We start from the raw sequence: 18,617 nt of genomic DNA, 5'->3' as shown, positions 1-18,617 counted from the left end.
ACCAATTTTTAGCCCCTGTGAGGGCTTCTTTCCTTTATTTTACTAGGAAGTTCTTTCATTTGACATGCATGGGGTCGCGTGTTATTTTGCTACAAATTTTTAAAACTCGGGACGCGCAGCATGCACTCTTCCAGCAATAAGCCCATACTGTCGTTCTGGCAGTTGTGGAATATGAGCCTCGGCTTCTTCGGCATCCAATTCGGTTTCGCTCTGCAAAACGCCAACGTCAGCCGGATTTTCTCCACGCTGGGCGCCAATCCCGACGATCTCTCCTTATTCTGGCTGGCCGCGCCGGTCACCGGTTTGCTGGTACAGCCGATTATCGGCTACTTGAGCGACAACACCTGGCACGCGACCTGGGGCCGCCGCCGTCCGTTCTTCTTCATCGGCGCGTTGCTGGCGTCGATCGCCTTGTTTGCGATGCCGAATTCCACTTCGCTGTGGATGGCGGTAGTCGTCCTGTGGCTGCTGGATGGCGCGATCAACGTGTCGATGGAGCCGTTCCGCGCCTTCGTCGGCGACAAGCTCGGGCCTTCGCAGCAGACCGCCGGCTTTGCGATGCAAACCTTCTTCATCGGCTGGGGCGGCGTGATCGCATCGCTGCTGCCGACTATCTTCACGCACTTCGGCGTGAGCAATGTGCCGGTCGATGGCGGCATTCCTGACACCGTGCGCTACTCGTTCTATGCCGGCGGCGCCGTGTACTTCTTCGCCGTGCTGTGGACCGTGCTGACGGCGAAAGAACTGCCGCCGGACGATCTGGCCGCGTTCCGCGCCGAGCAGCAGCGCAGCAAGGGCCTGGGCCACGCGCTGGTGCAAATCTTCAGCGGCTTTAGCAAGATGCCGAAGACCATGGTGCAACTGGCCGTGGTGCAGTTCTTCACCTGGATTGCGCTGTTCGCGATGTGGATCTACACCACCAACGCCGTCGCCGAAAATGTGTTTGGCACCACCGATGCGCAATCGGCCGCCTTCCAGCAAGCCGGTAACCATGCGGGCGTGATGTTCGCCGTGTATGGCGGCGTGTCGGCACTGGCCTCGTTCATCCTGCCGATTTTTGCACGCCGCACCAGCCGTAAGATCGTGCACATGACTTGCCTGGTCATCGGCGGCGTGAGCCTGTTCAGCATCTATGCGATCCGTGATCTGGATACCCTGTTCATCCCCATGATCGGCGTCGGTATTGCGTGGGCCAGCATCCTGACCATGCCGTACGCGATCCTGGCCGGTTCGCTGCCGGCCAAGCGCATGGGCTACTTTATGGGCCTGTTCAACTTCTTCATCGTCATCCCGCAGATCGTCAGCGGTTTGGTGCTGGGCTTCGTGACTAAGCACTGGTTCGCCGGTCACTCGGTCAAGACCCTGATGCTGGGCGGCGTGTGCATGGTGGTGGCCGGTGTGCTGACCCTCATTGTGCGCGACGAGGCATAAGCTACATGATGTAATATTGTTCGCGAGACAAGGAATTGTGGCCCTGTCACCTACCTATGCGGAGCGAACATGAGTATTAACACCGTCAGCACCACTTCCTTCCCCGGCCAGCGGCCGGGCACCTCGGGCCTGCGCAAGAAAGTCAGCGTGTTCCAGCAGGCCCATTACCTCGAAAACTTTGTGCAGAGCGTGTTCGACACGCTGGGCGATTGCAGCGGCAAGACGCTGGTGGTGGGCGGCGATGGCCGCTATCACAACCGCGTCGCCGTGCAGACCATCTTGCGTATGGCGGCCGCGCATGGTTTTGCGAAAGTGCTGGTGGGGCAGGGCGGCATCCTGTCCACGCCTGCGGTCAGTTGCGTGATCCGCAAGCATGCGGCGCTGGGCGGCATCGTGCTGTCGGCCAGCCATAATCCGGGCGGCCCGGATGGCGACTTCGGCATCAAGTACAACATCGCCAACGGCGGCCCTGCGCCGGAGAGCGTGACCGAGGCGATTTACCATCATACCGAAACGATTAAGCAGTACCGCATCAGCGATGCTGCCGATATCGACCTGAATCGTCTTGGCGCCACGCGCATCGAGAGCATGGAGGTGGAAGTCATCGATTCGGTGGACGACTATGCGCAGCTGATGCAGCAGCTGTTCGACTTCGACGCCATCCGCAAACTGTTCGCGGGCGGCTTCCGCATGTGCTTTGACGGCATGCACGCGGTCTCCGGCCCGTACGCCAAGGCCATTATCGAAGGCCAGTTGGGCGCACCAGCCGGCACGGTGATCAACGCCGAGCCGCTGGAAGATTTTGGCGGCCATCACCCTGATCCGAATCCCGTCAACGCCGCGCAACTGATCGAGATCATGGCCGCTGATAATGCGCCGGACTTCGGCGCCGCCTCCGATGGCGACGGTGACCGCAACATGATCCTCGGCCGCAAATTCGACGTCACGCCGTCCGACAGCTTGGCCGTGCTGGCCGCGCATGCGACTGTGGCGCCGGGCTATCGCGCAGGCTTGAAAGGCATCGCCCGCTCGATGCCGACTTCGCAAGCGGCCGACCGCGTGGCCGAGGCGCTCGGCATCCCCGCATTCGAAACGCCGACCGGCTGGAAGTTCTTCGGCAACCTGCTGGATGCCGGCAAGGCCACGCTGTGCGGCGAAGAGAGCTACGGCACCGGCTCGGATCACATCCGCGAGAAGGACGGCTTGTGGGCCGTGCTGTTCTGGCTTAATCTGCTGGCCGCCAGCGGCAAATCGGTCGAGCAGCTGGTGAGCGAACATTGGGCGCGCTTCGGCCGCAACTACTATTCGCGCCACGATTACGAGGCAGTGGAAACCAAGGCCGCCAATGAACTCATGGCTTCCTTGCGCATCAAGCTGGCGACGTTGGCGGGGCAAGACCTTGGCCATTACGTGGTGTCGTTTGCCGATGATTTTGAATATACCGATCCGATTGATGGTTCGGTATCCAAACAGCAGGGCGTGCGCATCGTCATGACCAACGGTTCTCGCATCGTGTTCCGCTTGTCGGGCACCGGCACCGAGGGCGCAACCCTGCGCGTGTACCTGGAGCGTTACGAAGCAGATCCCAAGTACCACCACCTGCCTACCCAGCAGGCCCTATCGGCATTGATACTTATCGCCGAACAAGTAGCAGGCATCGCCGACTGGACCGGCCGTGCCCACCCAACCGTCACCACATAACTAACGATAAGGACGACAGCATGAAATTGACGACACTCGCATTAGCCATGGCATTGAGCAGCACGGCGGCCATCGCCGCCGAAAAACCCAAGCCATTTTTATGGGAGAACGCGACAGTCTATTTCCTGCTGACGGATCGTTTTAGTAATGCCTTCAACGGCAACGACCTGGCCTACGACCGCCGCGCAGATGCAGCACCGCTGCGCGGCTACATGGGCGGTGATCTGGCTGGCATCATCAACAAAATCAACGAAGGCTATTTCGATAGCCTGGGCGTGAACGCGATCTGGATCACGCCACCGGTGGAGCAAATCCACGAAGGCACGGATGAAGGCACGGGCAAGTCCTACGGCTTCCATGGCTACTGGGCTTCCGACTTTACTTCGGTGGACGCCAATCTCGGCACCGAGAACGACTTCCGCAACCTGGTGGAAGCGGCGCACGCGCACGGCATCCGCGTGCTGCTGGACGTGGTGATGAACCATACAGGCCCAGTGACCGACGCCGATCCAGTGTGGCCCAAGGATTGGGTACGCACCGCACCGCAGTGCACCTACAAGGATGCCAAGACTACCGTCGAATGCACGCTGGTGAAAAACCTGCCGGACTTCCTGACCGAGAGTGATGTGCCGGTACAACTGCCGGAGCGCCTGGCGGCGAAATGGCAGCGCGAAGGCCGCTTCGAGCAGGAGGTGAAGGAACTGAATGAATTCTTCGCCCGCACCGGCTATCCGCGCGCGCCGCGCTACTACCTGATCAAGTGGCACACCGACTGGATCCGCAAGTACGGCGTGGACGGCTTCCGTGCCGACACCGTCAAGCACGTGGAAGCCAAGGTGTGGAAAGAGCTGCTGAAAGAATCCGCCATCGCCTTTGAGGATTGGAAGAAGGCCAATCCAGATAAGAAGCTGAGCGACGATAAGTTCTACGCCACGGCGGAGGTTTATAACTACAACATCGCAGAAGGGCAGTCGCACCACTTGGGCGGCGGTTCCTACGCCAACTACTACCAGGCCAACTTCAACAGCATGATTAACTTCGGGCTGGTGCAGGATGCGAAGAAGGATTACGAGGCTATCTTCAGCAGCTATTCCAACGCGCTGCACGGCGGCCCGCTGACCGGCTACTCGGTGCTGAATTATCTGGATTCGCACGATGATGGCGCGCCGTTCGATGCTGCGCGCAAGAAGCCGTTTGAAAGCGCAACCAAGCTGCTACTGGCTCCCGGTGCGGCGCAGATTTACTACGGCGACGAAACGGCGCGCAAGCTTGATATCGCGGAAGCGGAGGGTGATGCCAAGCTGCGCTCCTTCATGAACTGGAATGAACTGGAGCAGAACGTGGAGCGCGACGGCTACAAAATCGCCGACGTGCGCGCGCACTGGGCGAAGCTGGGCTTATTCCGCAAGGCGCACGTGGCGGTGGGGGCTGGAGTGCACCAGCAGTTGTCGGCCAAGCCGTACGTATTCAAGCGCACGTATGAGAAGGATGGCCTGCGCGACAAAGTAGTGGTGGCGCTCGATCTGCCGACCAACAAACCAAGCACGATCAAAGTGCACGGCGTGTTTGCCAATGGCCAGAAGGTGAAGGACTACTACAGCGGCAAGACCGCTGTGGTGCGCGGAGACAGCGTCAACTTCGGCACCAAGAACGCGATAGTGCTGATCGGTCAGGAATAACCGACCCGCACTGCGGCCACCAGGGGTCTGACCCCGTACGGGGTCAGACCCCGCCTCACCGGGTTACGGCGGTGGCTCAATCGAAGTGTAGCTGTTGACGGATCGGGGTTACGGGGCACGATCCGTCGACAGCGAGTACGGAGCGTCAGCCCCACCCACCCCGCGCCCCGTGTTTGGGGTAGCACGCATATCAAAGTCCAACACCGCACCCTGCATCAGCGCCTTGTGATCGAGCCAGTTACGCGTATACGGCTTGCCATTCACCTTCAGCGCGCCAACATAACGCTGCTTATCGCCATTGGCCGGCGCATTGATAACGATCTGCTTCCCATTCTCCAGCGTCAGCGTCGCCTTCTTGAACAGCGGCGCACCGACGACATACTGCGGCACCGCCGGCGTCACAGGATAAAAGCCCAGCGCAGAAAACACATACCACGCCGAAGTCTGCCCATTATCCTCATCCCCGCAATAACCATCCGGCGTCGGCTTATACAAGCGATTCATGGTCTCGCGCACCCAGTACTGCGTCTTCCACGGTGCACCTGCATAGCCATACAAGTAAATCATGTGCTGGATCGGCTGATTGCCATGCGCATACTGGCCCATGTTCGCAATCTGCATCTCGCGGATCTCGTGAATGACCTCTCCGTAATAGCTCTCATCAAACGTCGGCGGCAGCGTGAACACCTGGTCAAGCTTGGCGACGAACTTTTCGCGGCCGCCCATCAAATCCATCAAACCATGCACGTCCTGGAACACGGACCACGTGTAATGCCAGCTATTCCCCTCAGTGAAAGCATCGCCCCACTTGAAAGGATTGAACGGCGACTGGAAACTGCCATCCTTGTTCTTGCCGCGCATAAGCCCAGACTCAGGATCGAATAGCTTCTTGTAATTCATGGCACGCTGCTTGTAGATGCCGATTTCCGACTCCGGCTTGCCCAGCGCCTTACCCAATTGGTAGATAGCGAAATCGTCGTAAGCATATTCCAGCGTGCGCGCGGCGTTCTCGTTGATCTTCACGTCGTACGGCACGTAACCCAGCTCGTTGTAGTACTTCACGCCAGCACGGCCCACTGCCTGCATCGGCCCCTCGTTATCGGCGCCATGCTTGAGCGCTTGCCATAGCGTTTCGATGTCATAGCCACGCAAGCCCTTGATGTAAGCCTCCGCCACCACCGAAGCCGAGTTATTCCCGATCATGACGTTGGCGAGACCGGGGCTGGACCATTCTGGCAGCCATCCGCCTTCCTTGTAATCGTTGACCAAGCCAGCCTGCATCTCGCGATTGATCGATGGGTACATCAGATTCAAGAACGGATACAGCGCGCGGAAGGTGTCCCAGAAGCCGGTGCCGGCAAACATATAGCCGGGCAGGATTTCGCCGTTGTAGGGACTCCAGTGAACGATCTGGTTGTTCGCATCAATCTCGTACAGCTTATTCGGGAAGAACAGCATGCGGTACAAGCTGGAATAGAAGGTGCGGGTTTGTTCGTCGCTGCCGCCTTCCACACTGATGCGGCTTAGCGTTTTATTCCATGTGTCCTTGCCTTTTTGCGCGGTGGTGTCGAAGCTGTCGTTGGCCAGTTCGCGCTTAAGATTCAGCTCCGCTTGTTCTTCGCTGATGAAGGAGGAGGCCACGCGCATGCCGACCTTCTCGCCTTTTTCGGTTTTGAAGCCGACTACTGCGCCGCTGTGGTTACTGGCTAATTCGGTCACGCCTTCCACCAGCTTGTCGCCGCTCCAGATGCGGGCGGAGGTGAGCGGTTTGTCGAAGTAGATAACGAAGTAGTTCTTGAAATTTTTCGGCAGTGGGCCGCGCGCATAGCGCGTGCTATAGCCGACGATCTTGCGCTGCTCCGGCAGCACTTTGATGTAAGAGCCTTTATCGTAGGCGTCCACCACTACGTAGGCTTCGTCGGTCTTTGGATAGGTGAAGCGGAACTGCGCGGCGCGCTCGGTCGGCGTGATCTCGGTGGTGACGTCAGCATCTGCCAAGTACACGCTGTAGTAATAAGGCTTGGCCGTTTCCGCCTTGTGCGAGAACCAGCTGGCGCGGTCGTCCTGCGTGAAGCGTAATTTTCCCGTCACCGGCATGATGGCGAACTGGCCGTAGTCGTTCATCCATGGCGACGGCTGGTGCGTTTGCTTGAAGCCGCGGATCTTGTCGGCGTCGTAGGTGTAGGCCCAGCCATTACCCATTTTGCCGGTTTGCGGCGTCCAGAAATTCATCCCCCACGGCAGTGCGATGGTCGGGTAGGTATTCCCGTTGGAGAGTTCGGGCTTGCTCGCAGTGCCCATTAAGGGATTGATCCATTCGACCGGATCTTTGATCGGGGCCGCCGAGGCGGTCAGTGCTATCAACAGGGTAGGCAGTGCGAGGGTGTGCAGTTTCATGTCCTAGTTGGCTGTGATGGTGACGGAAGAAGGCGCGCTATCGAGCTTTCCGTCATTGACAACCAAGGTGGCGACATAGGTTCCCGGCAGGTCGGCGAAAAACGTCGGTGTGGCGACGTGGTAGTTTAGCAGGGTCGCGCTGCTGCCTGCCGGTTTGGCCAGCGTCCATGAAAAGAGGACGATGTCCTGATCCGCATCCGTGCCGCTGCCGGCCAGCTTGATCGCGCTGCCGGCGGCCACGGTTTGGGGCGGGCCGGCATCGGCCACCGGCGCGCGATTGGCTTGGGGCGTGTAGTTACCGCCGCACGCGCTAAGTAGAAGCAGGATCAGGATGGATGTTTTTCGCATCCATTAATTTTCAACGAAAACGACCGCGCTGCGTGCAGGGATGGTGTAGGTTCCGGTGGATTTATCGTACTTGGCTTCCGAGGCCACGCGTTTGTCCGCTGCGGTCATGCGGGTGTGGACTGGATGCAGCTGGTAGTTGCGGTTTTTTTCTTCGGCCACGGTGATCTGCTGCGCTTTTTTGTCCACGTTGATCAGGTAAGTGATCGACTTGAAGCGCGCGCCTTGATAGCCCTTGCCGTCGATGTGGGCGGCGATCACGGTCGGCACTTGCGCCGGGCCGGTGTTGAAGAAACGCAGGCGCTGCTTGATGTCGTCCGAGGTACGCAGGCGGAACAAGGTGCTGCTGGAGCGGATGGCCAGCAGGTCGCGGAAGGCGTCGCGCGCGTACGCGATGTCCGCCGGTGCAGGCTTGATGTTCGCGTTGCGCAGCAGTGGCTTGATCAGGGCGTAGTCTTTGCCGTTGTCTTCCGCCGGCGGCAGGCCGCTGCCGTAGTAGTTGTCCTGGTAGCTCCAGTCGAGACGATTGAACCAGTCGCCCGATTCAAAGCTGTTGCGGTCCAGCGACTTGGAACGCAGGATGTCAAAGCCCGCGTGGAAGTAAGCCACGCCTTGGCTGAAGGCGTTGATGGCAGCGCCCAGCATTTGCACTTGCGCGCGTTCATGCGCGGTGGTGCCTTGCGGCAGCTTGAAGGCGTTGATGTCGTACAGGGTTTGGTTGTCGTGGTTCTCGACGTAGTTGACGGTTTCACCCGGTTCGCTGGCGTAGCCGGCCGGCTGGTTGCCGCCGTAGACGATGTCTTGCAGCGCGACGGTGTGTCCGTCGGCGGTGGTCAGCGGATAGCTGCGGATGGTGCCTGCAAGGCCCACTTTTACCATATGCGATGCGCGCAGCAGGTCTGCTGGCGGGCGCTGGCCTGCCTGTTCGTTGGCGTCGTAGACCAGGCCATTGATGTAGCCTTGCTGCGTGATGAGTTGCGCGCCGCTGTCGCCGGCTCCACCGCCACGCACGGCGTCGCGCGCGCGGTCGCTAAAGGTGCCGATGCCGCTGCCGTTCAGCGACAGTTGCGAGGCTTGGACGAAGCGCGCGCCGTCGGCCACTTCGCCGAAGTTCCAGCCTTCGCCGATCAGGTTAATGTGCTTGCCGACGCGGGCCTGGATTTGCTCCATCGCCGCGCGCGGCTGGTGGCCCATCAAGTCAAAGCGGAAGGAGTCGATCTTGTATTGCTTAGTCCACAGGGTGACAGAATCCACCATCAGCTTACCCATCATGAGGTTTTCGGTGGCGGTGTTGTCGCAGCAGGTGGAGCGTTCGATCTCGCCTTTGGCATTTAGGCGGTGGTAGTAGCCGGGCACCACGCGGTCGAGCACCGACTTCTCGTGCTGGCCGGCGATGAAGGTGTGGTTGTAGACCACGTCCATGCCGACACGCAGGCCGGCCTTGTGCAGCGCCTGCACCATCTGGCGGAATTCGACGATGCGCTTGGCGCCGTCGGCCGGATCGGTGCTGTAGCTGCCTTCAGGGGCGTTGTAGTGGAATGGGTCGTAGCCCCAGTTGTAGCAGTCTTGGGCCTTGACCTTGGTGACTGCAGCTTGCTGTTCTTCGCTGTCCGGCGCAGCTGCTGCGATATTTGGCGTGACGCAGCCTTGTTCCGGCACGCTGCCGATATCGTAGACGGGCAGCAGGTGGATGTCGGTCATGCCGGCCTTGCTCAGCGCAGCCAGGTGCTTCATGCCGTTCGATTTGGTTTCGGTGAACGCGGCGTACTTGCCGCGATGCGCAGTGCTGACCGTGCTGTCGTTGATTGAGAAGTCTCGCACGTGCAGTTCGTACACCGTCATATCGGTTTGCGCGGCGACCTTTTTAGGCGATGGCGTCTTGTCCCAGCCGGCCGGTTTCAGCTTGGCGGCGTTGAGGTCTGCAATGTAGCTGCGCTTCGAGTCCGTGGTCAGGCTGACGGAATAAGGATCGGTGACCAGATTGCGCACGAGGCCCGCGTTTGGCGCGACCACGTCCACCAGGTATTGATAGTACTGCCCATCTTTGCCGGCGCGCGCAGACCAGATGCCGGTGGCGTCATCGCGTGTCATCGGCGTGATGGCGGTGGCTTTGCTGCTGCCGCTGGCGTAGGTGCACAGCGCTACATTTTGCGCTGTCGGCGCCCACAGCTTGAAACTTGCGTCGCGTGGGCCGACGGTGACGCCGAGATCATCGGACTTGGCGGCGCTGGCGTAGATGTCATCCAGCGCGCCGGCGAGTTGCAGCGAGGTGGCATCGCGTACCGTGCCGTCTTCGGCTTCCAGTACGATCAGTGCTTGCTGTCGCAGCGCGGCGGGAACGCGCGCCGTATCGGCTGCCACCACGGCCAATACCGGGCCATTGCCGACAAACTTAAAGCGTTCCGGCGTGCTGTCATCAGAGCGCGACAACGCGATCGCACCATCAGCGCCGCTTACGCGCGCACCGGGAGCGGCGCGCAGTTGCGCGGTAGCCGAGTAGTAAAGCTTGAACACACCGCCGCCAGCGTCCGCGCCCGGCCACTTAATCAGCTGGCGATTGAGCCAGTAAGCACGCGCATCGGTGGCCGGCGCAGCGTTCAGCGTCGTAGCAAACGCCGCATCGCAATCCGCGATGACCGGCGCCGCCGAAGCCGTCACACAACCAAGCGCCAACGCGCTCCCCAGGCCAACCAACGCCAAGCACTTACTACTCATATTCTGTCTCCCAAAACCGCTAGTTTAGGTAGTGCGATTACAAAATCCGCAATTTACCCCTGAATTTGGCGGTTATGGTACTCCAGAATCTGTAGTTTTGATACGATGTTTGCCCCGCAAGGCGAAAACCAAGCGGGTTCCGGTTCGGCTTTTTCTGCTGAGTACGCGGGAATTGCTAAACCCGCACTGCGGCGACTAAGGGTCTGACCCCGTACGGGGTCAGACCCTGCCTTTTGGGTTGGCGGCGCGTCTCAATCGAGCTATGGCTATGCAGTTTTGCGGTAATTGTCGACCATCTTGTAACGCAGGGCGTAGAGGGCGAACAAGGCGGCGACGACTGCGGCGAAGGCGGCGAAGAAGAACATCTGGAAGGCGATCGGACTCAATCCGCTGCCGGCAATCCAGCCGCTCACTACGTCATTCTTCACGCCCGCGTTCACGATCAGCACCCACAGGTTGCCGACGGTAACGGCCAGATACCAGAAGCTCAGGATGATGCCTTTCATCGCGGCTGGCGCTTGGCTGTACGCGAATTCCAGGCCGGTCGCGGAGACCAGCACTTCGCCCAAGGTCAGCAGCGCATACGGCAGCAGCTGCCACAGGATCGAGACGTGATCACCACCATCCATCCACAACTGGATCATGCCGATCACCACCCACGACGACGCCGAGAAGGCGATGCCCATGCCCATGCGGCGCAGCGGCGTTGGCGTGATGCCGATCATGCGCATCAGCGGGAACAGCGCCAGGTTATTAAATGGGATCAGCAGCATCACCAGGATCGGATTCACTGCCTGCATTTGCGCCGGCAGCAGTTTGAATTCCCAGCCGAAGATCGACAGTAGCGGGCTGTCCATCGAGTTGGCCTGCACGATCCACGTCGACGCCTTCTGGTCGAACAGAGACCAGAACGGCGTAATCATTGCGAACACGATCAGGATGCGCAGCACGGCGCGCACGCCTTCGACCGCCGCATCGGTATGTTTGCCGCGCGCGCGTTCCAGCTGCATCGATACGCCGATGCCGCCAAACGCCAGCACCAGCACCAGCGCCGTGCAAGCGGCAATCACGAAGCCCCACGATGGCGTCATGCACAGCGAGATCACCGCGCCGACGGCACCTGCGCCAGCCACCGTCAGGCCCGGACGCGATTGGCCTTCTGCGCGCGCCAACAGGGCAGTGCGCGCCACGCTGCTGAATGAATCGGGATTCGGCGCAGCCGGCGGCACGTGCACATATTTTTTGCGGCCGGCCCAGAACACGACCGTCGCAATCGCCATCAAGATGCCCGGAATGCCAAACGCCACGGCCGGGCCGTAGTCGCGCAAGAACACCGGCATCAGCAGCGAAGCAAAGAAGGAGCCGAAGTTGATGATCCAGTAGAAGGCGTCAAACACCACCTTGGCGCGGTTCTTGTTGGTCTGGTCGAACTGGTCGCCGACAAACGCCACTACCAGCGGCTTGATGCCGCCCGAACCAAACGCGATCAGCGCGAGGCCGGTGTAGAAGCCGGCCAGGTCGTGCTCAAAAATCGCAAGGCAGGCATGGCCCGCCACGTAGATCAGGCTAAACCAGAAAACCGTCTTGTACTTGCCCCAGAAACGGTCGGCAATCCAGCCGCCCAGCAGCGGGAAGAAGTACACGCCGATCACAAAAGTGTGGAAAACGTGCTTGGCTTCCGTGGTGCGGTCGCCGATCGGAATGAATAACAGCAGGGTACTGAGCAGGAACGGCGTCAGGATGTTGCGCATGCCGTAGAAGCTGAAACGCTCGCAGCCTTCGTTGGCGATGATGTAGGGAATTTGCCGGGGCATAGGCCCGTTGCCGGCTGTACTGACTTCGTTGCTCACTATATTTACTCCTGTAGTGTGTAGTTTGACTACTATTTTTTATCCGAGGTATTCCTGTGGAAATGCCTAAGTTTATGTTTTTTAACGGTTATTTGTGATAATCGTTAAGCTGGTCTCCGATTGAAAAATCTGTTTTCGTGATGTATATTCTCTACAAAAATAATCCCACCAGACAGCCAACCCCGGATTCTCTTATGACTAAGCAACTTACTCAAGTCTCGCCTCACTCTCCAGACTGGTATCGCGACGCGATCATCTACCAGGTTTACCCGCGCAGCTACATGGATAGCAATGGCGACGGCGTCGGCGATCTGCCGGGGATTACGGCAAAGCTGGACTATATCGCATCGCTGGGCGTGGACATCGTCTGGATTTCGCCGTTCTTCAAATCGCCGATGAAGGACTTCGGCTACGACATTTCCGACTACTGCGACGTCGATCCGCTGTTCGGCACTTTGGCCGACTTCGACACGTTGATCGCCAAAGCCCATAGCCTCGGCCTGAAGATCATGATCGACCAGGTCATGGCGCACACTGCGGAAGATCACGCATGGTTTAAAGAGAGCCGTTCCAGCCGCGACAATCCTAAGTCCGACTGGTACGTCTGGTCTGACCCTGCACCGGACGGCAATCCGCCGAATAACTGGATGTCGGTGTTTGGTGGTTCGTCGTGGCAGTGGGATACGCGCCGCCGGCAGTACTACATGCACAACTTCCTTGTGAGCCAGCCGCAGCTCAACTTCCACAATCCAGAAGTACAGCAAGCGCACCTTGATGCGCTGCGTTTCTGGCTGGAGCGCGGCGTGGATGGCATCCGTCTGGACGCCTGCAATTTCCACTTCCACGATCTGGAACTGCGCAGCAATCCGCCGGCCACCGTGCGCGACACCGCCACCGTGTCGGACGTGAACCCATACGGCATGCAGGCCCACATCTACGACAAGACTCGCCCAGAGAATCTGCCGTTCCTGCAAAAACTGCGCGCGCTGCTGGATGAATACAAGGCCGTGTCGATCGGCGAAGTTGGCGCCGATGATTCGCTGGCCGTGATGGCGGAATACACCGCCGGCGGCGACAAGCTGCAAATGGCGTACAGCTTCAACCTGTTGGTGCCGCAGTGCTCCTCGCATTACATCCGCAAGCAGGTGGAAGCGTTCGAGGCGCGCGTGAAGGGCGGCTGGGCCTCGTGGTCGGTCGGTAATCACGATGTACAGCGCGTGGCGTCGCGCTGGGGCGGCCCGACTGCGCCGCAGTCGTTTGCCAAGCTGGTACTGGCGATGCAGCTGTCGCTAAAAGGCACTCCTTGCCTGTACCAAGGCGACGAGCTGGCGTTTGCCGAAGCCGACGTGCCGTTCGAACTGCTGCAAGACCCATACGGCATCACCTTCTGGCCGGAGTTCAAAGGCCGCGATGGCTGCCGCACGCCGATCGCCTGGTCGAACGAGGCCAATGGCGGCTTCACCACCGGCAAGCCATGGCTGCCGGTGTCGCCGGATCACTTGGCCAAGGCGGCCTCGGTGCAGGAACAGGACAAGGAATCGTCGCTGGCCTTCACCCGCGCCTTCATCGCGTGGCGCCGCAAGCACCCGCAGCTGCTGCGCGGCGATATCGAATTCTTCGACACCCAAGACCAGGTGCTGGCGCTGCGCCGCGACCTGGCAGGTGAGCGCAGCATCCTCGCCGTCTTCAATCTGACCGGCGAAGCGCAAACCGTGGACCTGCCGCAAAGCGCAGGCGCCGAGCAGCTGCAAGGCTACGGCCTGCCGGGCAGCGCGGCGAATGGCAAGGTGACCTTGCCAGCCTTCGGCGCGTGGTTCGGCTACGCTGCCTAAAAAACAGCGCAGGAAAGGAAGCGATATGTGTCGTTTCCTTCTTAACACCACGTATTTCAGGTATGCTTCCGCCAACTGTTTTGACTGAACCGACGATGAAACAAGCAGAAGTGGATCAAAAACTCAATCGTACCGCCTTTGCCGACGGCCCGCGCCTGCTGGCCGACATCGGCGCCACCCACGCCCGCTTCGCCTTGCAGACCGCCCCCGGCGAGTTCCGCGCAGTACGGGTACTGAAGTGCGACGATTTCCCTGATATCGTGGCGATGCTGCGGTCCTATCTTGCGGACCATGCTGGCGTCAACCTCAATCACGCCGCGCTGGCGGTAGCGAATCCGGTCAGCGGCGACTACGTGCGCATGACTAACCGCGCGTGGGAATTCTCCACCGACGAAGTGCGCCGCGCGCTCGGCCTGCACACGCTGCTGGTGGTGAATGACTTTACCGCGCTGGCGATGTCGCTGCCGGGCCTTAAGCCGTCGGACTTGATGCAGGTCGGCGGCGGCAAGCCGGCTTCTAATTCTGTGATCGGCGTGCTGGGGCCGGGCACTGGTCTCGGCGTGTCGGGCGTGATTCCGACTGTCGACGGTTTCGTCACGCTGGGTTCCGAGGGTGGCCACACCAACTTCGCACCGGCCGACGAACGCGAATACGCCATCCTGCAATACGCATGGCAAACCTGGTCGCACGTTTCGACCGAGCGCCTGATCTCCGGCCCCGGCATGGAGATCATCTACCGCGCCATCGCCAAGCGCAATGGCCGCCAGGTGCGCGACCTGACCTCGCAAGAAATCATCTCCGGCGCGCTGACCGACAAAGACCCGCTGTGCCTCGAAGTGCTGGAATGCTTCTGCGCCATGCTGGGCGGCGCGACCGCTAACCTGGCCGTGACGCTGGGCGCGTTCGGCGGCATGTTCATCGGCGGCGGCATTGTGCCGCGCCTGGGGGACTGGTTCACTACCTCGCCGTTCCGCGCGCGCTTTGAAGCCAAGGGCCGTTTCACCAGCTATCTGGCGGAGATTCCAACCTACGTCATCACCACGCCGAATCCTGCGTTCTACGGCGTGGCGACGATTTTGTCCGAACACCTGCGCGGCCGCAGCGGCGCCAATACGCTGATGGAACGCGTGCAGCACCTGCAGCACGAGCTGACGCCAGCCGAGCAGCGCGTCGCGCAACTGGTGCTGGAGCAGCCGCGCCTTGTATTGAATGAGCCGATTGCCGATATCGCGCGTCTGGCGGAAGTGAGCCAGCCGACCGTGATCCGCTTCTGCCGTTCGCTGGGCTTCCTCGGACTGGCCGACTTCAAACTGAAATTCGCCAGCAGCTTGACTGGTGCGATTCCTGTGCGTCATAGCCAGGTGCGCGTTAGCGACAGTACGCACGATCTGAGCGCCAAGGTCATCGACAACACCGTGTCGGCGATTCTGAAATTCCGCGACCAGCTGGATGTGCGTTCGCTGGACAAGGCGATTGCGCTGGTGGCGAAAGCCAAGCGCGTTGAGTTCTACGCCATGGGCAATTCGCGCGTGGTCGCGCTGGACGGCCAGCACAAATTCTTCCGCTTCCGCATTCCGACTTCGGCGTATGGCGACTCGCACTTGCTGACACTGGCCGCCGAGTTGCTGAAACCGGGCGATGTGGTGATTGCCATCTCCAACTCCGGCAAGCTGCCGGATTTGCTGGCGGCGGTCGATGCGGCGCGCGCGGCAGGGGCGGATGTTATCGCCATCACCTCCAGCAATTCGCCGCTGGCGAAGAAGGCCAGCGTGTGCCTGACCGTGGATCATACAGAAGACAGCACCACCTTCCTGTCGATGATCTCGCGGATTTTGCAGCTGCTGCTGATCGACATCCTGTCGGTCGGTATCTCGCTGGACGCGCAGAACTCGCGCCTGGTGGTCGAACACAAGACCGGCGACTCTGCCGAGAATCGCCGCCTGCTGATCTCCCACCTGGACGGCTAAAACGGGTTTGGGTCTACTGCTGTTGTTAGTCCCCCAAACGAAAGGGTCTGACCCCGTACGGGGTCAGACCCTGGTCGCAGCGGTGTGCGGGTTGGGTTAGTGCCGCATGCTGTTACGGCGACCTGCAACGTCAACCCCGCTATAGGTTACAAATCGATACTTGAACTCCTGTCGCAATAGGTTAAGATATATCTTAATAAGTTATATCTTAAGGGGTTCGTCATGTTTCGATTTTTGCATCCTTTGCGCCATCCGCATATTCACGGCGGCCATGGTCACGGCCCGCGCGGCGGCGGCCGTGGCCCTAAAATGTTCGACGCCGGCGCTATGCGCTATGTCGTGCTGCAACTGATCGCGGAGAAGCCGCGTCACGGTTACGAAATCATCAAGGAGCTGGAACAGCGCTCGGGCGGCGGCTATTCGCCTAGCCCCGGCGCGATCTATCCGCTGCTGTCCATGCTGCTGGACATGGGCCACGTGGTCGCCTCGGCCGATGGCAACAAGAAGCTGCACACCATTACGCCGGAAGGCGAGGCTTTCCTTGCCGAGAACCGCCAGTTTGTCGACGCCATCCTCGCTCGCCTGACTGAGGGCGACGAGCACCGAGAAGGCCTGCGCACTGCGATGCACGAGTTGAAGCACGCAGCTATCGAGCAGGCGCGCGCCAGCAATCACAATCCCGCCAGGATCGAGCAAATCCGCGCCATCCTGCGCCAGGCCGCCGAGGATATCAACGCTCTATGAATTTCCCACTTACCCCGGCGCGCGAGCGCCTCGTTCTCTGGCTGCTGGCGCTGACGCAGTTCACCGTCATCATGGACTTCATGGTGATGATGCCGCTGGCGCCGCAGCTGATGCAGGCTTTTCACATCGAACCGGCCGCCGTCTCGGGCGCGGTGTCGGCCTACGCGTGGTGCGCCGGCATCTCCGGCCTTGCCGCCGCCATGTATATCGACCGTTTCGACCGCCGCAAGCTGCTGCTGACGGTGTTCGCGCTGTTCACGCTATCCAATCTGGCGTGCGCCGCTGCGCCTAACTTCCATGTGCTGGTGCTGTCGCGCGCTTTTGCCGGTCTGACAGGCGGCATTCTGGGCGCTATCGTCATGGCCATCATTGGCGATTTGATCCCGGCCAACCGCCGCGGCGCTGCTACCGGCATCGTCATGACCTCGTTCAGCATGGCCTCCGTGGCCGGCGTGCCGACCGGCGTGATGCTGGCCGCGCACTATGGCTGGGCCTCGCCGTTCTACATTCTCGTGATTTGTTCGCTGCCGATTTTGCTGCTGGCCGCGCGCGTGCTGCCGGCGCTGGACGGTCACCTCGGCAACCGCGCGCCGTTGTCGGCCATGCTGCCGAATTTGATTGCGCTGTACAAGGAGCCCATGCACCTTAAGGCTTTCGCACTCTCGGCTATCAATATGATGACCGGCATGATGGTGATTCCGTTTATCTCGCCGGTGCTGGTGAATAACGTCGGTTTGCAGCCGGCCGAAATCACCTATGTCTACCTCGCGGGCGGCATCGCTACCTTCTTCACTGCGCGCATGATCGGCAAGTGGTCGGATCGCGTTGGCGCGCAGAAGGTGTACCGCATCGTCTCGCTGCTGTTTATCTTGCCGGTGCTGTTCATTACCCATATGCCGGTGATCCCGTTGATCGGCGTGGTGCTGTTCTTCCCGTTCTTCATGGTGCTGGCCTCGGGCCGCAGTATTCCGATGCAGACGCTGATGACGACCGTGCCCGATCCTGTCCGGCGCGGTGCTTTCCTCAGCGCGAATGCCGCCATCCAGCAAGTGGGCACCGGTGTCGGCGCTTTGCTGGGCGGCTTGACTTTGCATACCGAAGTTTCCGGCCGCATCGCCGGTTATGGCTTGAATGGCTGGATCGCGGCGGGATTGACCGTGCTGACGGTGCTGTGGGTAGGGCAGGTACGCGGCGCTGCCATTAAAGCGGCGCCGGAACAGAAGGCGGCTTAGTTGTCGACTGCGGTGCGCTTGGCCGGATGTTTTTCACGCCGCCAGCGCGCCAGGCTGATGACTTCGTCGCTGCTGGCGTCTTCCACCAGGATCTCGTCATCGTTGGACGACACGAGGAAGCTTTCCCAGCGCAGCGCCGACTCGGCGCTGTTTTCCACGTAGCTGAACTGCCAGTAGCTCTTGCCGTTCAGTTTGCGTGGCATCGGGTCGTATTCGAGCAGGCCGCCATGGGCTTTGCCGCCCGAATTCTTCTCAATCAGACTCGACCACGCTTGCAATTCCGGCAGCGCCATCAGCGCGGCTGCGCCCTGTTCCTTGTTGCGGACGGCTTTGGGCTCGCCCGGCGGTAGCGGATCCTTGATGTCGGCCGGCCGGTGCGGTGCGGCGGCCGGTGCGGTTTTCGCGGCCGAGGCTGCTTTGCTGGCGCTGGCTGACGATGCGGCCGGAACTTGTACCGTCACCTGCGATTCGGCCGATGGCGAGGCGGCGAAGTAGGCGGCCAAACCCAATGCAACTACTGTCGTCACCGCGCCAGCGATGATCAGTTTGCGGGAGGACTGCTTGCTTAATTCCATTGCGGAGGAGTAACGAGACGTTTTATTGTCGGACATACTAAACCAAAGGCACCCATGCGGCAACTTTTTGGGCTTCCCCTATACTATTTTGGTATTAGTCCGGCACGATAATTCATTGGCTGTTTGGAGGGCTTTTTCGTACCATCGTT

Annotated in this window: 12 protein-coding genes; 7 read left to right on the top strand and 5 right to left on the bottom strand. The window is 60.3% G+C overall.

Annotated elements, in window-relative coordinates; translation table 11 throughout:
• The first annotated feature begins 120 nt into the window (after positions 1-120).
• The 3 genes from GTP45_RS17885 (at position 121) to GTP45_RS17875 (ending at position 4,811) form a co-directional block, all read left to right on the top strand.
• Positions 121-1,431 carry an MFS transporter gene (locus GTP45_RS17885; protein ID WP_161015233.1) on the top strand — a complete coding sequence of 437 codons (1,311 nt, stop codon included), beginning with the start codon at positions 121-123 and terminating at the stop codon, positions 1,429-1,431.
• A 69-nt stretch (positions 1,432-1,500) separates the two neighbouring features.
• The gene (locus GTP45_RS17880) at positions 1,501-3,132 is read left to right on the top strand and encodes an alpha-D-glucose phosphate-specific phosphoglucomutase (protein ID WP_161015232.1); all 1,632 of its coding nucleotides are present in this window, start codon (positions 1,501-1,503) and stop codon (positions 3,130-3,132) included.
• Positions 3,133-3,152: 20 nt separating this feature from the next.
• Positions 3,153-4,811: an alpha-amylase family glycosyl hydrolase gene (locus tag GTP45_RS17875; protein WP_161015231.1), complete on the top strand. Its 1,659-nt coding sequence runs from the start codon at positions 3,153-3,155 to the stop codon at positions 4,809-4,811.
• Positions 4,812-4,919: 108 nt separating this feature from the next.
• Here GTP45_RS17875 and GTP45_RS17870 read toward each other — a convergent pair whose 3' ends face one another.
• From GTP45_RS17870 to GTP45_RS17855, 4 genes are all read right to left on the bottom strand, one after another.
• The gene (locus GTP45_RS17870; protein ID WP_161015230.1) at positions 4,920-7,208 is read right to left on the bottom strand and encodes a GH92 family glycosyl hydrolase; all 2,289 of its coding nucleotides are present in this window, start codon (positions 7,206-7,208) and stop codon (positions 4,920-4,922) included.
• A 3-nt stretch (positions 7,209-7,211) separates the two neighbouring features.
• A complete protein-coding gene (locus GTP45_RS17865) occupies positions 7,212-7,556 on the bottom strand; it encodes a PKD domain-containing protein (RefSeq protein WP_161015229.1) in 345 nt (114 codons plus the stop codon).
• Between the two features lie 3 nt (positions 7,557-7,559).
• On the bottom strand, positions 7,560-10,268 hold the full coding sequence (locus GTP45_RS17860; protein WP_161015228.1) for an alpha-1,6-glucosidase domain-containing protein: 2,709 nt from the start codon (positions 10,266-10,268) through the stop codon (positions 7,560-7,562).
• Between the two features lie 266 nt (positions 10,269-10,534).
• A complete protein-coding gene (locus GTP45_RS17855) occupies positions 10,535-12,082 on the bottom strand; it encodes a POT-type proton-dependent oligopeptide transporter (RefSeq protein WP_161015227.1) in 1,548 nt (515 codons plus the stop codon).
• Positions 12,083-12,312: 230 nt separating this feature from the next.
• On the opposite strand from GTP45_RS17855, the gene GTP45_RS17850 reads away from it, so the two are divergent.
• The 4 genes from GTP45_RS17850 to GTP45_RS17835 all read left to right on the top strand — a co-directional run bounded on the left by GTP45_RS17850 (position 12,313) and on the right by GTP45_RS17835 (position 17,893).
• Positions 12,313-13,950 (top strand): alpha-glucosidase, encoded by a 1,638-nt coding sequence (locus tag GTP45_RS17850; protein WP_161015226.1) that lies wholly within the window; start codon positions 12,313-12,315, stop codon positions 13,948-13,950.
• A 95-nt stretch (positions 13,951-14,045) separates the two neighbouring features.
• Positions 14,046-15,917 (top strand): glucokinase, encoded by a 1,872-nt coding sequence (locus GTP45_RS17845; protein ID WP_161015225.1) that lies wholly within the window; start codon positions 14,046-14,048, stop codon positions 15,915-15,917.
• Between the two features lie 222 nt (positions 15,918-16,139).
• Positions 16,140-16,661 (top strand): PadR family transcriptional regulator, encoded by a 522-nt coding sequence (locus GTP45_RS17840; RefSeq protein WP_161015224.1) that lies wholly within the window; start codon positions 16,140-16,142, stop codon positions 16,659-16,661.
• Positions 16,658-17,893, top strand: coding sequence for an MFS transporter (locus GTP45_RS17835; protein ID WP_161015223.1), 1,236 nt, complete (start codon positions 16,658-16,660; stop codon positions 17,891-17,893). The genes GTP45_RS17840 and GTP45_RS17835 overlap by 4 nt, the downstream gene beginning before the upstream one ends.
• Here GTP45_RS17835 and GTP45_RS17830 read toward each other — a convergent pair.
• Complete coding sequence (locus tag GTP45_RS17830) at positions 17,890-18,420, bottom strand: hypothetical protein (RefSeq protein ID WP_371874470.1); 531 nt, start codon at positions 18,418-18,420, stop codon at positions 17,890-17,892. The genes GTP45_RS17835 and GTP45_RS17830 overlap by 4 nt on opposite strands.
• Positions 18,421-18,617: the final 197 nt, after the last annotated feature.

Origin of the sequence: Duganella rivi, from assembly GCF_009857435.1 — a bacterium.
Lineage (GTDB): Bacteria > Pseudomonadota > Gammaproteobacteria > Burkholderiales > Burkholderiaceae_D > Rugamonas > Rugamonas rivi.
Note: the sequence above shows the minus strand (reverse complement) of the source record. Positions and strands in the feature narration are given on the sequence as shown.